The sequence below is a fragment of the Lysinibacillus irui genome (genome assembly GCF_028877475.1).
Lineage (GTDB): Bacteria > Bacillota > Bacilli > Bacillales_A > Planococcaceae > Lysinibacillus > Lysinibacillus irui.
The window spans coordinates 904,216-919,679 of the sequence record NZ_CP113527.1; the positions used below are offsets into that span (position 1 = coordinate 904,216).

The 15,464-nt window shown below is 39.6% G+C and carries 13 protein-coding genes; all 13 read left to right on the forward strand.

The features are described 5' to 3' along the window. The first annotated feature begins 16 nt into the window (after positions 1–16). The 13 genes from OU989_RS04275 to pyrE all read left to right on the forward strand — a co-directional run bounded on the left by OU989_RS04275 (position 17) and on the right by pyrE (position 15,044). Positions 17–1,585: a sodium/solute symporter gene (locus OU989_RS04275; protein WP_274795882.1), complete on the forward strand. Its 1,569-nt coding sequence runs from the start codon at positions 17–19 to the stop codon at positions 1,583–1,585. Positions 1,586–1,751: 166 nt separating this feature from the next. Beyond that, a complete protein-coding gene (lspA, locus tag OU989_RS04280) occupies positions 1,752–2,231 on the forward strand; it encodes a signal peptidase II (RefSeq protein ID WP_274795883.1) in 480 nt (159 codons plus the stop codon). After that, positions 2,228–3,139, forward strand: coding sequence for an RluA family pseudouridine synthase (locus OU989_RS04285; RefSeq protein ID WP_274795884.1), 912 nt, complete (start codon positions 2,228–2,230; stop codon positions 3,137–3,139). Before lspA ends, OU989_RS04285 begins: the two co-directional genes overlap by 4 nt. Positions 3,140–3,346: 207 nt before the next feature. After that, positions 3,347–3,931, forward strand: a complete 585-nt coding sequence (gene pyrR / locus OU989_RS04290) for a bifunctional pyr operon transcriptional regulator/uracil phosphoribosyltransferase PyrR (RefSeq protein ID WP_274795885.1) — start codon at positions 3,347–3,349, stop codon at positions 3,929–3,931. Between the two features lie 14 nt (positions 3,932–3,945). Beyond that, on the forward strand, positions 3,946–5,256 hold the full coding sequence (locus OU989_RS04295) for a uracil-xanthine permease family protein (protein ID WP_274795886.1): 1,311 nt from the start codon (positions 3,946–3,948) through the stop codon (positions 5,254–5,256). Positions 5,257–5,576: 320 nt separating this feature from the next. Continuing rightward, positions 5,577–6,455 carry an aspartate carbamoyltransferase catalytic subunit gene (locus OU989_RS04300; protein WP_274797275.1) on the forward strand — a complete coding sequence of 293 codons (879 nt, stop codon included), beginning with the start codon at positions 5,577–5,579 and terminating at the stop codon, positions 6,453–6,455. 1 nt (position 6,456) lies between these two features. After that, positions 6,457–7,734 carry a dihydroorotase gene (locus tag OU989_RS04305; RefSeq protein ID WP_274795887.1) on the forward strand — a complete coding sequence of 426 codons (1,278 nt, stop codon included), beginning with the start codon at positions 6,457–6,459 and terminating at the stop codon, positions 7,732–7,734. Next, positions 7,734–8,834: a glutamine-hydrolyzing carbamoyl-phosphate synthase small subunit gene (gene carA / locus OU989_RS04310; RefSeq protein WP_274795888.1), complete on the forward strand. Its 1,101-nt coding sequence runs from the start codon at positions 7,734–7,736 to the stop codon at positions 8,832–8,834. The genes OU989_RS04305 and carA overlap by 1 nt, the downstream gene beginning before the upstream one ends. Beyond that, the gene (carB, locus tag OU989_RS04315; protein ID WP_274795890.1) at positions 8,827–12,024 is read left to right on the forward strand and encodes a carbamoyl-phosphate synthase large subunit; all 3,198 of its coding nucleotides are present in this window, start codon (positions 8,827–8,829) and stop codon (positions 12,022–12,024) included. The genes carA and carB overlap by 8 nt, the downstream gene beginning before the upstream one ends. Before the next feature lies 1 nt (position 12,025). After that, on the forward strand, positions 12,026–12,799 hold the full coding sequence (locus tag OU989_RS04320) for a dihydroorotate dehydrogenase electron transfer subunit (RefSeq protein WP_274795891.1): 774 nt from the start codon (positions 12,026–12,028) through the stop codon (positions 12,797–12,799). Continuing rightward, a complete protein-coding gene (locus OU989_RS04325) occupies positions 12,796–13,707 on the forward strand; it encodes a dihydroorotate dehydrogenase (RefSeq protein WP_274795892.1) in 912 nt (303 codons plus the stop codon). The genes OU989_RS04320 and OU989_RS04325 overlap by 4 nt, the downstream gene beginning before the upstream one ends. Beyond that, a complete protein-coding gene (pyrF, locus tag OU989_RS04330; RefSeq protein ID WP_274795893.1) occupies positions 13,707–14,411 on the forward strand; it encodes an orotidine-5'-phosphate decarboxylase in 705 nt (234 codons plus the stop codon). Before OU989_RS04325 ends, pyrF begins: the two co-directional genes overlap by 1 nt. Positions 14,412–14,414: 3 nt before the next feature. Further along, complete coding sequence (pyrE, locus tag OU989_RS04335) at positions 14,415–15,044, forward strand: orotate phosphoribosyltransferase (protein WP_274795894.1); 630 nt, start codon at positions 14,415–14,417, stop codon at positions 15,042–15,044. Positions 15,045–15,464 lie beyond the last annotated feature (420 nt).

Consider the following 15,464-nt stretch of genomic DNA (forward strand, 5'->3'; position numbering starts at 1 on the left):
AAGGGGGAAATGTTGAATGATAGAAGCGCTATTAGAACCAAAGATGTTAATGACCATTGCTTTAATGGGAACGATTGTATACATTACGTATTTAACTAAGAGAAATGCAACAGCATCGGATTTCTTTGTAGGAGGACGAAGCTTTGGATGGTTTACAAATGGTTCTGCGATTGGTGGGGATTATTTAAGTGCAGCAACATTCCTTGGGATCGCTGGTTTAACATTTCAACTAGGCTATGATGGGGCTTATTATGCTTTTTGTTTCTCTATTGGGTTAACATTATTAGCTATTTTTGTAGCCGGTCCGTTAAGACGTTTTGGTGCATTTACAGTTGCTGATTTTTTAGGTTATCGTTTTCATAGTAGACGAGCTCGCCTAGTAGCAGTTGCGGTCGTTTTAGCTATCTCGGGCTTTTATGCAGCTCCCCAATTATTAGGTGCGGCTCAAATTTTAAGTATGTTTTTTGGTACTTCCTATGAATTCGGCATTATCTTTACTTGTATTGTGATGGTTTTTTATGTAGGGATTGGAGGAATGAAAGGAACAACCATCAATCAAGCTTTAGAGCTTTGGATTCGTCTTGGAGCCTTTATTGTCATGTTAATAGCTGCGGTTTATAGTGGCTTACATTATGATAAAATTCTCGCAGCTATTAATTCCTTTAGTGGACCTATCACTGGTACTTCACCGTATGCTTTGGATGGTAGTGATGTCAATTTTGATGGGGGTGCTTGGACAGGCACAGGCTTCTATTTCCCAACGTTTTGGCAAACTATTAGTATGACGATTGGTTTAGCGTTAGGAACGATTGGACTGCCTCATATATTATTGCGTTTTTATACAAATCCTAGTGCGAAAGCAGCACGTAAATCTGCACTGATGGCTATCGGTATTGCCAGCGTATTCTTCTTATTAGCTGTTTATCTAGGTGTTGTAGGTCGCTCCATTTTCATTTCTGGAACAGCTAGTGAGGAGGTAATGCGTGATTTAGTATTAGGTGGAAATAATATGGTGATTCCTACTACGGCACTTGCATTAGGAGGAAAATGGTTACTTGGTTTAGTTATTGCAGGAGCGTTTGCAGCCATATTCTCCAACCTTTCAGGGCTGTTTATCACGAGCTCAGGTGCGCTAGCTCATGATTTATATGCCAACATTATGAAAAAGGACATTACACAAAAGCAACGTGTTGTTGCTGGAAAAGTAGCTATATTATTATTAGGCATTTTATATGGAGCACTGGGATTACTTGTGAAAGATGCATCTATTGGACATTTAGTTGCACTTGCCTTTACTGTCGCAGCAAGTACATTCACACCCATATTTATTTTAGGTATTTGGTGGAGAGGCATGACAGAGAAGGGAGCTATTGCGGGTTTACTAATTGGTCTTGCCGTATCCATGTGGATGATCTTTTTACCAGGAACATTACCAAGCTTCTTACAGTTTAAAATTCCAGGTATCGTGACAGTGCCTGTTGGTTTCTTATCAGTTATCATTGTGTCATTATTAGATCGTAAAGTTCCTGCTGATGTGAATGATTTCATGAAGCGGGTACATGCAAAAGAATCGGAAACGGTATAACATACAAAATCATAGCTATTTCTATTGCTTGAAAAAGTGATAGGAATAGCTTTTTATATTCTTGAAGCACATTGGGAATCCGCCATATTTTGATGTGATATTAGTTATTGTCATTGGTGCTGTTATGGTAGAATAGGTAAGATGTTGAGTGAACGGAGGAATGTCTGTGTATAAATATTATGGATTGGCCGCCTTTGTCGTTTTATTGGATCAATGGACAAAATGGCTAATTGTAAAAAATATGGAGTATGGTGAACGTATTGCTGTGTTGGACCCATGGTTTGGCATTTTATCTCATCGTAATAAAGGGGCAGCATGGGGGATGTTAGAAGGGCAAATGTGGTTGTTTAGCATTGTCACAGTTGCTGTTATCTGTGCCATTCTCTATTTTTATCATAAAGAAGCAAAAGGTAAGCCTGTTTTTCAAGTAGGCTTAATGCTCTTACTCGGTGGAGCGGTAGGGAATTTTATTGATCGACTATTTAGGGGTGAAGTGGTCGATTTTGTAGATGTTTTAATACCAATTATAAATTATGATTTCCCTATATTTAATGTAGCGGATGCTGCCTTAACCATAGCAGTTGTCGTACTGATGATTGGTTTGATTATGGAAGATAAAAAAGAGAAGAGACAGGTGAAACAATGACGCAAGTAACTTATACAATCGAAGAACAACAGCAGGGAGAGCGTATTGATAAGGCACTTTCAAGCTTACAAACCGAGTGGTCACGTACACAAATCGGTAACTGGATTAGTGAAGGGATCATTCAAGTGAATGGCGAAGCTGTAAAAGCAAAATATAAGGTTAAAGCTGGTGACATCATTGCTATTGATGTTCCGGAAGTTGAAGAATTGGATGTTGTCGCAGAAAACTTAGATTTGGATATTTTTTATGAGGATGCAGATGTCCTTGTAGTAAATAAACCAAAGGGTATGGTGGTACATCCAGCGCCAGGTCATATGACAGGTACTTTAGTGAATGGGTTAATGTATCATTGTAAGGATTTATCGGGTATTAATGGTGTGCTTCGACCTGGTATTGTCCATCGTATTGATAAAGATACATCAGGCTTATTAATGGTTGCTAAAAATGATACGGCACATGAATCATTAGTCAATCAGTTGGTCAATAAAACGGTTACCCGTAAATATATTGCACTTGTACATGGACATATTGCACATGATAAGGGAACAATTGACGCGCCAATTGGTCGTGATCAAAAGGACCGTCAAAAACAGGCAGTAGTCGATAATGGTAAACACGCTGTTACACACTTCCAAGTTGTGGAGCGTTTTGGTGACTATACACTGGTGGAATGTCGTTTAGAAACAGGACGTACACACCAAATCCGTGTGCATATGAATTATATCGGCTTCCCACTTGTTGGAGATCCGAAATATGGACCAAAAAAGACAATCGACTTTGGTGGACAAGTTTTACATGCAGCCACATTAGGATTCGATCATCCTTCATCAGGTGAATATTTGGAGTTTGAAGTACCACTTCCAGCTGATTATGAGCAATTATTAAAGGATTTACGAAATAGGCATTGACGGATAAGAAAAGAAAGTCTATACTAACGACAGTGAATGAACAACTTAACTAAATATTCACCTTTAATAGCAGTCCAGAGAGGCTGAGAAGGTACATGTGATCAAATAGTGTTGTAGAAATTTGTGCTGCAAATTTTTCAACGCGCTTTTTCAACACGTATACAACCCTCTCAGGCTATTCGCCTCGAGAGGTTTTTTTATGGACACATGGCAACACTAAATTGGAGAGAGGAGGAAACGAATATGGCACAAAATGAATTATTAGATAGCCCATCAATGGCTCGAGCATTAACACGTATTGCCCATGAAATTATTGAACGTAACAAAGGAATCGACGAATGTATTTTAGTTGGCATTAAAACACGAGGTGCCTTTCTAGCCAGACGTTTGGCACAACGAATTGAAAAAATTGAAGGGAAACCAATTCGTACAGGGGAACTGGATATTACCCTTTACCGAGATGATTTAACAACAAAACATGAAAATGAACAAGCACATGTAGAACAAGTTGATATCGAGTATGTAGTGAAAAATCAAAAAATCATTTTAGTAGATGATGTACTTTATACAGGACGAACTGTACGTGCTGCACTGGATGCCGTTATGGATTTAGGGAGACCTGCTCAAATTCAACTAGCCGTTCTAGTGGATAGAGGACATCGTGAGTTACCAATAAGAGCAGATTATGTAGGAAAAAATGTTCCAACTTCTGGCTCTGAGCGCATCATCGTCAATTTACAAGAAGTAGATGGAGATGATTGCGTCATTATTTACAAAGAAGACGAACAATAAAGTGAGGAAACATTATGTCAAACGCAGTTTTAGATATAAAGGATAAACCGACCCCACTCCAACTAGTGACATTAAGTTTCCAACATATGTTTGCCATGTTTGGATCAACCATCTTAGTGCCACAGCTAGTAGGTCTTAGCCCAGCAATTGCGCTATTAACGAGCGGGATTGCGACATTATTCTTCTTATTAATTACGAAATTTCAGGTACCAGCCTATTTAGGATCGTCCTTCGCCTTTATTGCGCCTATTTTACTTGCAGCAGGTGGTTTAAATGAGGATGGCTCCAGTGTCAATCCAGGACATGCCATGATTGGTGCAATGGCAGTCGGGATTACTTACGGGATTGTGTCCTTGATCATATGGAAAAGTGGCTATAAGTGGATTATGAAAATTTTGCCGCCAATCGTGGTTGGACCTGTGATTATGGTTATTGGTTTAGGTCTATCGGGTACGGCCGTGAATATGGCTATGAACGTTGATGGTGAGTATAGCTTTTTACACTTCTCAGCAGCTTTAGTCACAGTATTTACAGCCATTATTTTTACGATTTTCTTTAAAGGGATTTTAAGTACAATGCCCATTTTAATGGGTTTAATCGTAGGATACATTTATTCTATGATTGTTGACATAGTAGATTATACACCGATTGCCAATGCAAAATTTTTCGCCATGCCTGATTTTTTAATCCCAGGTGTGCATTATGAATTTGAAATTACATCAAAGATTTTACTTATCATGGTACCAATTGTCATTGTAACAATCTCTGAACATATTGGTCACCAACTAGTGTTAGGAAAAGTAGTAGAGCGAGATTATATTAAAGAGCCAGGGTTACACCGTTCTTTATTAGGCGACGGACTTGGAACATTTGTCAGTGCTTTAATCGGCGGTCCTCCAAAAACAACATACGGCGAAAATATTGGTGTACTAGCCATTACTCGTGTGTACAGTATCTATGTTATTGCAGGTGCAGCTGTGGTTGCCATTTTACTATCATTCTTCGGGAAAGCAATGGCAGTAATTGCAACTATACCAACTGCAGTTCTTGGTGGAGTTTCAATTTTACTCTTCGGTATTATCGCAGCAAGTGGCTTACGCATGCTAGTAGATAATCATATTGATTTTGGTAATAGCCGTAACTTAGTAATTGCTTCAGTAATTTTAGTTATAGGTATTGGCGGTGCAAAATTCGTCATTACAGAATCTTTAAGTATAGAGGGTATGGCACTTGCAGCGATTATCGGTGTGCTGCTGAATGCTATTCTACCAGGAAAGAAAGAAGCAGAAATACCCGTACCTTACAATCAAAATAAAAATTCATAGTAGTACCTTTTAATGAATTGTCCAGAGAGGCAAAGAAAGGGAAGTTGTGGACAGGCTGAAGTAGGATAAATCTCCTGCTGTAGTTTGTCACGCCTCCTTATGCCTCGTTGATGACATCAACGGGGCTTTTTTATCTTCATTCATCCCACATTGAAAGCAGCATGAATGAAAATAAAGCCTTAGGCAGTTGTCACGGAGTTTGTAAGGAATGAATTGTGCAACCCTCATTCAAAATCCGGACGCAATGACGCCAAGGCGAAATTGACTTTAGGAACGTCATACATAGACGTTCATGACACACACCTTATGGAGGTCACATGATGAAGAACTTATTATCGATGGAACATTTAACAACAGAAGAGATTAATCAAATCCTAGATCTTGCACAAGCGTTTGAAAATGGTGAAACATCATCGTTATCTCGCCGGTACAACGTTGCCAACTTATTTTTTGAACCTAGTACACGAACAAAAACAAGCTTCGAAATGGCAGAGTACAAAATTGGCTGCAATATCATCCCTTTCGATGCAGGTTTCTCTAGTGTTACCAAAGGGGAAACAATGTACGATACAGTCAAAACATTAGAAATGATAGGTATAGATGCAGTTGTCATTCGAGCGTCAGAGGATGAATATTACAATGACCTACTAGAAGGCCTGCATGTAGCAGTGATTAATGCAGGGGACGGTGCTGGGCAGCATCCCTCACAATCATTATTAGACCTTTATACAATCAAAAAAGAGTTTGGATATTTTGAGGGATTGACTGTCACGATTGTTGGAGATATCTCACATAGCCGGGTAGCGAAATCAAATGCAACAGCATTACAAAACTTAGGGGCAAATGTTCACTTCCTATGTCCAGAAGAATGGTCTGGTGGTTTTGAAGCACACCATTCATGGGATAATTTAATCGAAATAAGTGATGTCATTATGTTATTACGGGTACAACATGAACGTCATAAGGAGAATTGTAGCTTCTCCAAAGAAAGTTACCATCAAGAGTTTGGTTTAACGATCGAGCGTGAAAGACAAATGAAAGATTCAGCAATTATTATGCATCCAGCACCAGTTAATCGGGATGTTGAAATCGCTTCTGAATTAGTAGAGTGTGAACGATCACGGATATTTGAACAAGTTCGAAACGGCGTTTACACACGAATGGCCATTATGGAAACTATTTTAAAGGGGAGAGAATAATATGACAAAGGTACTTCGAAATGTACAAATGTTAAATGAGCAAGGTGAACTGCATACAGTCAATATTGCGATGGCAGATGGGAAAATTACAGCTGTTGGACAAGATGTAACTGTAGCAGGTGCCGAAATCATTGAAGGGCATGGTTTGATTGTGGCACCGGGCTTTATCGATGTCCATACGCATTTGCGTGAACCTGGATTTGAGCATAAAGAAACGATTGCAACAGGTTCAGCTTCTGCAGCAAAGGGTGGCTTTACAACAATTTGTGCGATGCCTAATACAAAACCAGTACCAGATTCGGTTGAAAATATGCAGCTCATTAATGGACTAATTGAAGACAGTGCTGTTATTCGAGTACTCCCTTATGGATCCCTAACAAAGGATATTTCAGGTGAGGTTCGAACAAATATCGAAGAATTAAAAGCTCAGGGAGCTGTAGCGTTCTCTGATGATGGAGTAGGTATTCAACTTGCCTCTACTATGTATGAGCAAATGAAAGATGCAGCTAAGCACGATATGGTTGTTGTGGCACATTGTGAGGATAACTCCTTAATTTATGATGGAGTCATGCATGATGGAAAACGTAACAAAGAACTTGGTTTACCTGGTATTCCATCCATTTGTGAATCAGTACAAATTGCACGTGATGTTCTACTAGCAGAAGCGGCAGGTGCCCGTTACCATGTTTGTCACGTATCAACGAAGGAATCTGTTCGTGCGGTAAGAGATGCAAAGGCAGCTGGAATTCGTGTAACAGCAGAGGTTTGTCCACATCACTTGTTATTAGAGGAAATGGATATTCCATCCGATGATGCGAACTGGAAAATGAATCCTCCATTACGTGGAGCAGATGATAAGGATTCACTGCATGCAGCACTATTAGATGGCACAATCGATTGCATCGCAACAGATCATGCACCACATACAGTAGAAGAAAAATGCTGCGGTATGGTAGGAGCACCATTCGGCATTGTAGGCTTTGAAACAGCTTTCCCACTTCTTTATACACAATTTGTGGAAACAGGAAAGTGGACGCTAAAACAATTAATTGATTGGATGACAGTGAAAGCAGCTGAAATTTTTGATTTACCATACGGCACATTAGATGTAGGTTCTTCAGCTGATATGATTCTAATTGATATTCATAAAGAACAAACAATTGATGCAGAAGGCTTTGTATCAAAAGGACGCAACACACCATTTAATGGTTGGGTGGCAAAGGGTTGGCCAGTGCTAACTATTTTTGAAGGCAATATCGTATATCAGGAGGCAGAGTAATGAAAAAACGTTTACTAGTTTTAGAAGATGGCACAGTATTTACAGGTACAGCATTTGGTAGTGAGCGCGCTTCACAAGGTGAAGTTGTATTTACAACAGGAATGACAGGTTATCAGGAAACCATTTCAGATCCTTCGTTCTATGGACAAATTGTAACATTGACTTATCCGTTAGTTGGAAATTACGGCATTAACCGTGATGACTTTGAATCGATTACACCAGCAATTCGCGGATTTGTTGTTCGTGAACTTGCTAAAACACCTTCAAACTTCCGCTGTGATTTAACATTAGATGACTATTTAACATCAAAAGATATCCCTGGAATTGAAGGGATTGATACACGAAAATTAACACGTATTATTCGCAGTAAAGGATCAGTAAAAGCGATTTTGACAGCTGCTGATGAAGAAGTGAATGTGGAAGAAATTGTAGCACAATTACAAGCGACGCCAGCCATTACTCACCATGTTCGTGAAGTATCACCAAAAGCTGCTTATCCATCTCCTGGACGTGGTAAACGAGTTGTCTTAATTGATTATGGAATGAAGCATGGTATTTTAAGAGAATTAAACAAACGTGATTGTGATGTGCTAGTAGTTCCTTACAATACGTCAGCCGAGGACATTTTAGCTTGGCATCCTGATGGCATCATGCTATCAAATGGACCGGGGAATCCGGAAGACGTCCAAGAAGGTATTGAAACGGTACGCAACTTAGTCGGAAAAGTGCCAATGTTCGGTATTTGTTTAGGCCATCAAATCTTTTCTTTAGCTAGTGGCGCAAAAGCTTTCAAATTGCCGTTTGGACACCGTGGGGGGAACCATCCAGTAAAAGATTTACGAACAGGCCGTACAGACTTAACATCGCAGAACCATGGATATGCAATCGATATCGAATCATTAAAAGATACTGATTTGGAATTAACACATATCGCATTAAATGATGGTACATGTGAAGGGGTACGACATAAGAAATATCCAATTTTCACAGTGCAATATCACCCAGAAGCATCACCGGGACCAGAGGATTCAAACCACTTATTTGATGAATTCATTGACATGATGGAAGTAGAAGCAGGGAAGGGGAAACAACATGCCTAAACGTACAGATATCGAAACTATTTTAGTAATCGGCTCAGGCCCAATTGTCATCGGCCAAGCAGCAGAATTTGACTATGCAGGAACACAAGCTTGTCTTTCATTAAAAGAAGAAGGCTACCGAGTTATTTTAATCAACTCTAACCCCGCGACAATCATGACTGATACAGAAATTGCGGACAAGGTTTATATCGAGCCAATTTCTCTTGAATTTGTATCTCGTATTTTACGCAAAGAACGCCCAGATGCTATTTTACCAACGCTTGGTGGTCAAACAGGACTGAACATGGCGATTGAACTAGACCAATCAGGCATTTTAGACGAGCTTGGTATTGAAATTCTAGGAACAAAACTAGACGCTATTCATAAGGCAGAAGACCGTGATTTATTCCGTAACTTAATGTATGAATTAGGTGCTCCAGTACCAGAATCTGATATTATCCATTCAATAGATGAAGCGAAAAACTTTGTAGCGAAAATCGGTTACCCTGTAATCGTTCGTCCAGCCTTTACGCTTGGTGGTACAGGGGGCGGTATTTGCTATAATGATCAAGATTTAGAGGAAATCGTGACATCCGGCCTAAAATATTCTCCAGTTACACAATGCTTATTAGAAAAATCAATTGCTGGCTATAAAGAGATTGAATACGAAGTAATGCGTGATGCGGCCGATAATGCCATTGTCGTATGTAATATGGAAAACGTTGACCCAGTTGGTATTCACACAGGCGACTCGATCGTAGTAGCACCAACGCAAACACTATCAGATCGTGAAAATCAAATGCTACGTAATATTTCTCTAAATATTATTCGTGCACTAAAAATCGAAGGTGGCTGTAACGTACAGCTAGCACTTGACCCATATAGCTTTAATTACTATGTAATTGAAGTAAATCCACGTGTATCTCGTTCATCTGCATTAGCATCAAAAGCAACGGGCTATCCAATTGCCAAGCTAGCAGCAAAAATCGCAGTTGGCTTAACATTAGATGAAATTAAAAATCCTGTAACAGGATCAACATATGCTTGCTTTGAGCCTGCACTTGACTATATCGTAGCTAAAATTCCACGCTGGCCGTTTGATAAATTCGAATCGGCGAAACGTAATCTTGGTACGCAAATGAAAGCCACTGGTGAGGTAATGGCACTAGGTCGCACATTTGAGGAAGCGATGCTTAAAGCGGTTCGTTCACTTGAGACTGGTCAAGTACACTTAGAGTTAAAGCATGCCGAGGACAATTCTGATTCATGGATCGAAAAACGAATCCGCAAGGCGGGAGATGAGCGCCTATTCTTCATCGGAGAAGCCTTACGCCGTGGTGTGACAATTCAACAAATTCATGAATGGTCAGCTATTGATTTATTCTTCTTGAATAAATTTAAAAATATCGTGGATATGGAACAAACACTTGCTGACAATAAAAATGACAAAGAGGTATTGCGAACAGCAAAACGTTTAGGCTTTGCAGATAAGAAAATTGCTGAGCTTTGGGAAACGTCACCAGAAGCCATTTATGCTTATCGTAAAGAGCATGGCATTATTCCAGTTTATAAAATGGTTGATACATGTGCGGCAGAATTTGAATCAGAAACACCATATTTCTATGGCACATATGAAGAAGAAAATGAATCGATTAAGTCAGAAAAACCTTCAGTTGTAGTACTAGGTTCAGGCCCAATCCGTATCGGTCAAGGGGTTGAATTCGACTATGCTACTGTGCATTCAGTATGGGCGATCCAAGAAGCTGGCTATGAAGCTATAATTATCAATTCAAACCCAGAAACAGTGTCAACAGACTTCTCAGTGTCAGATAAATTATACTTCGAGCCATTAACAATTGAGGATGTAATGCATATTATCGACTTAGAGCAACCAATTGGTGTCGTTGTTCAATTCGGTGGTCAAACTGCCATTAACCTTGCTGATAAGCTAGCTGCAAATGGCGTGAAAATCCTAGGTACTTCTTTAGAGGATATCGACCGTGCAGAAAACCGTGATAAATTCGAGCAAGCATTACGTGAATTAAACATTCCACAGCCGCAGGGTGAAACAGCTGTTTCTACAGAGGAAGCTCTTGCAATAAGTGAACGTTTAGGCTTCCCTGTCCTTGTTCGTCCTTCTTATGTACTTGGTGGACGCGCTATGGAAATTGTCTACAACAAGGAAGAATTACAACACTATATGGAGAACGCGGTGGAAGCCTCTCCTGATCATCCTGTTTTAGTAGACCGCTATCTAACAGGTCAGGAAATTGAAGTAGATGCTATCTGTGACGGCGAGAACGTTTTAATTCCAGGTATCATGGAGCATATTGAGCGTGCGGGGGTGCACTCTGGTGACTCAATCTCTGTTTATCCACCACAAAAATTAACAGAAGCTCAAAAAGAGACGTTAGTAGACTATACAACTCGCCTTGCAAAAGGTCTAGGCATCATCGGATTAATGAACATCCAATATGTTATTTCACAAGGAGAAGTATTTGTGATCGAGGTAAATCCACGTTCATCACGTACTGTCCCATTCCTAAGTAAAATTACAAATATTCCAATGGCAAATATTGCAACAAAAGCAATTCTAGGCAAATCCATTGTAGAACAAGGCTATCCAACAGGCTTAGCGGCTGAGCAAAAAGGGGTATTTGTAAAAGTGCCAGTATTCTCATTCGCAAAATTACGTCGAGTTGATATTACATTAGGACCTGAAATGAAATCCACTGGGGAAGTAATGGGTAAAGATGCAACATTAGAAAAAGCACTTTATAAAGGTCTAGTTGCAGCTGGTATGGAAATTCGCACAGAAGGTACAGTATTGTTTACTGTGTCAGATAAAGATAAAGAAGAAGCCATCGCATTAGCAAAACGCTTCTCAACTGTAGGCTATCGCATTGTAGCTACTGAAGGTACAGCAAAAGCCTTTGAAGAAGCTGGGGTACGCACTGATGTTGTTGGTAAGATTGGCGCGAAAGGTCAAACATTAATAGATTTAATTCAAAATGGTGAAGCACAGCTAGTTGTCAACACATTAACAAAAGGGAAACAACCGGCGCGTGATGGCTTCCGAATCCGTCGTGAGTCTGTAGAAAATGGTGTACCTTGCCTAACATCTTTAGATACAGCAGAAGCAATGGTCCGTGTTATTGAATCTATGACATTTACAGCAGAACAAATGCCTAAAGCGGAGGTAGTACACTAATATGATACGTCAAGAGAAAATGACGGTCGTCTCTCAAAAGCAAATTGCGACAAACATTTTCGAACTGACACTTCATGGTGAACTGGTTCAGGAGATGACTCCTGGCCAGTTTGTCCATGTAAAGGTGTCAGATTCATTGGAGCCGCTTTTACGTCGACCAATTAGTATTGCAAATATTGATCAAGACAACAATCAATTTACGATGATATATCGTGCCGAGGGTCGTGGTACGAAAGTGTTAGCGACGAATCGTGAGGGTCAACAGGTCAATGTACTTGGACCAATAGGAAATGGTTTTCCAGTAGATGTGGTTCAAGAGGGAGGCACTGCGCTATTAGTTGGCGGTGGAATTGGTGTACCTCCACTACATGAACTTTCCAAACAATTAAATGCTCGTGGTGTGAAAACAATCCATGTTTTAGGCTTCCAAACAGAGGATGTCTGCTTTTATGAGGATGAATTCAGTGCTCTTGGTGAAACACATTATGTAACAGTGGATGGCACAAAAGGAACAAAGGGCTTTGTGACAACTGTATTAGAGTCACGTGTCCCAGAATTCGATGTCTTTTATTCTTGTGGTCCATTACCAATGTTAAAAGCATTAGAAGCTTTTTATCCTGAAAAAGAGGGTTATTTATCATTTGAAGAGCGTATGGGCTGTGGTATTGGGGCTTGCTTTGCGTGTGTATGTAAAACAACGGACCAAGTAGATAAAGACTATGTCAAAGTATGCTCTGATGGTCCAGTTTTCCCGAAAGGAACGGTGGCACTATGAGTCGGTTAACAATACAAATTCCAGGCTTAGATTTGAAAAATCCAATTATGCCAGCCTCGGGTTGCTTTGGTTTTGGTCGTGAATATGCACAGCTTTATGATTTATCGAAACTGGGTGCAATAATGATAAAGGCAACGACTGTCGAAACTCGTGCAGGCAACCCAACGCCACGAGTAGCTGAAACAGCGGCGGGAATGTTAAATGCTATTGGTTTACAAAATCCAGGCATTGAAAAAGTGATGAATGAGGAATTAAAATTTTTAGAGGGCTATGATGTACCGATTATTGCCAACGTCGCAGGTACAGAGACAGCGGACTATGTAGAGGTGGCACAACGCATTTCAACTGCACCAAATGTTAAAGCGTTGGAATTGAATATTTCTTGCCCTAACGTGAAATGTGGGGGTATTCAATTTGGCACAGATCCAGATACAGCACGAGAGCTAGTAGAGGCTGTTAAAGCCGTGTCTGAGGTGCCAGTCTATGTGAAACTATCACCAAATGTAACGAACATCGTTGATATTGCATTAGCGGTTGAAGCGGGTGGAGCTGATGGCATTACGATGATTAATACATTGGTGGGTATGCGTTTAGATGAGCGTACAGGTAAACCAGTCATAGCGAATGGTACAGGTGGACTTTCTGGTCCTGCTGTAAAACCTGTAGCAATACGAATGGTGTATGAGGTGTATAAGGCTGTCAAAATTCCCATCATTGGTATGGGCGGTGTAACAGAAGCGCAGGATGTTATTGATTTTATGTCTGCAGGTGCTTCAGCTGTAGCAGTAGGGACTGCTAATTTTGTTGACCACTTTGTCTGTCCAACTATAATAGATGAATTACCAGCAAAGCTAGACGCATTAGGTATTGAACATATAACAGAAATTATCGGAAGGAGCCATCGTTGATGAATACGAAACCTATACTAGCACTAGATTTTCCAGGAGAAGATGAAGTATTTAATTTTCTAACAAAGTTCAATGAGCCCCTTTTCGTGAAAATTGGGATGGAATTATATATGCAAGAAGGGCCAGACATCGTCCGTAAAGTAAAAGATTTAGGCCATGATATTTTCCTAGATTTAAAATTACATGATATTCCGAATACAGTTGGATCTGCTATGAAGGGTCTGGCAAAATTAGGAGTGGATTTAGTCAATGTTCATGCTGCAGGCGGACGTCCAATGATGGAGGCGGCACTGGAAGGACTAGAAGCAGGGACACCTGCTGGTAAAGAAACACCAGCATTAATCGCTGTTACCCAATTAACATCAACGACTGAACAACAAATGCAAGCAGAGCAAAGAATTGCTTTATCTTTACAAGAGTCTGTCTTGCATTATGCAAATCTTACAAAACAAGCTGGTTTACAAGGGGTCGTTTGCTCTGTTCACGAGGCTAAAGCAATAGCAGAGGTATGTGGAGATGATTTTCTACGTGTGACACCAGGTATTCGTTTAGCAGGTGGCGATGCACACGATCAAAAACGTATTGCAACGCCTGATGGTGCTAAGCGTGACGGTTCATCACTCATCGTTGTTGGTCGTGCTGTAACAGGCGCACAGGATCCAGTAGCGGCATATAAAATCGTAAGTGAATTATGGGAGGCATAAATTATGACATTACAAAATGAAATTGCACACGCTATGTTAAAAGTAGGCGCTGTAGAATTAAATCCGACAGAATTATTTACATGGGCATCTGGTATTAAATCCCCTATTTACTGTGATACACGTCTAACAATTTCTGACCCAGTTATTCGTAAACAATTAGCTAACGGCTTAGCAGCTGTTATTAAAGAAAACTTTGGTGCGACAGAAATCGTAGCAGGAACAGCAACAGCAGGCATCCCACATGCAGCATGGGTAAGCGATATATTAGAACTACCGATGGTGTATGTACGCTCTAAAGCGAAAGAACATGGCCGTGGTAATCAAATTGAAGGAAAATACGCAGCAGGTCAAAAAGTAGTGGTTGTCGAAGATATCGTCTCTACAGGTGGTTCTTCAATTACTGCAGTAGAAGCATTACGTGCAGCTGGCTGTGAAGTACTTGGGGTTGTTTGTGTCTACACATATAATCTGCCACGCGCTGAACAAGCATTTGACGAAGCTGGCATCCAATATGTATCGTTAACAAACTTCGATTATTTAATTGAAGCAGCAAACGAATCAGGTACTATTAAAGAGGAAGATATTCCGTTCTTAAAAGAGTGGCATAGTAAATTAAAGGCTGGAGAGCTGTAATAAATCAGTTAATTTGTAGCGATAAAAGATAGAGTTACTGGAATATAAAAGAGTGAAAATGCATAAAAAACAACTATTGATATTTTTATTGATAGTTGTTTTTTTTTGTTTTTTCGACTTAGGAAAAAGAAAATTTAGTAGATGAATTGTTAAGAAGTATGGGGCTAAAAATAAAGAAATTGTAAAAATAAATTGTTTTTGTAATGTAATTTAATGCGCATCACTTATCTAACACTTCGACGGGCAAAATTATTTGTTAATAATAATTTAAAATATTTTAAATTATTTTATTAATGAAATAATTTAACGAAACCCTTTTATAATCATGTTTTCCAAATAAAAGTAAATTATATGGTTGTTGGAATAGATATAATTGATATGTTTTTATTATAGTAATAAAATAAAAAAATGATACTTTAG

What these genes read in the sequence shown, in the direction of transcription:
- carA (WP_274795888.1), top strand. Translation starts at nt 7,734, where the DNA reads ATGAAAAAACGTTTACTAGTTTTAGAAGATGGCACAGTATTTACAGGT.
- OU989_RS04295 (WP_274795886.1), top strand. Translation starts at nt 3,946, where the DNA reads ATGTCAAACGCAGTTTTAGATATAAAGGATAAACCGACCCCACTCCAA.
- OU989_RS04275 (WP_274795882.1), top strand. Translation starts at nt 17, where the DNA reads ATGATAGAAGCGCTATTAGAACCAAAGATGTTAATGACCATTGCTTTA.
- OU989_RS04320 (WP_274795891.1), top strand. Translation starts at nt 12,026, where the DNA reads ATGATACGTCAAGAGAAAATGACGGTCGTCTCTCAAAAGCAAATTGCG.
- OU989_RS04285 (WP_274795884.1), top strand. Translation starts at nt 2,228, where the DNA reads ATGACGCAAGTAACTTATACAATCGAAGAACAACAGCAGGGAGAGCGT.
- pyrF (WP_274795893.1), top strand. Translation starts at nt 13,707, where the DNA reads ATGAATACGAAACCTATACTAGCACTAGATTTTCCAGGAGAAGATGAA.
- carB (WP_274795890.1), top strand. Translation starts at nt 8,827, where the DNA reads ATGCCTAAACGTACAGATATCGAAACTATTTTAGTAATCGGCTCAGGC.
- pyrE (WP_274795894.1), top strand. Translation starts at nt 14,415, where the DNA reads ATGACATTACAAAATGAAATTGCACACGCTATGTTAAAAGTAGGCGCT.
- OU989_RS04325 (WP_274795892.1), top strand. Translation starts at nt 12,796, where the DNA reads ATGAGTCGGTTAACAATACAAATTCCAGGCTTAGATTTGAAAAATCCA.
- OU989_RS04305 (WP_274795887.1), top strand. Translation starts at nt 6,457, where the DNA reads ATGACAAAGGTACTTCGAAATGTACAAATGTTAAATGAGCAAGGTGAA.
- pyrR (WP_274795885.1), top strand. Translation starts at nt 3,347, where the DNA reads ATGGCAACACTAAATTGGAGAGAGGAGGAAACGAATATGGCACAAAAT.
- OU989_RS04300 (WP_274797275.1), top strand. Translation starts at nt 5,577, where the DNA reads ATGAAGAACTTATTATCGATGGAACATTTAACAACAGAAGAGATTAAT.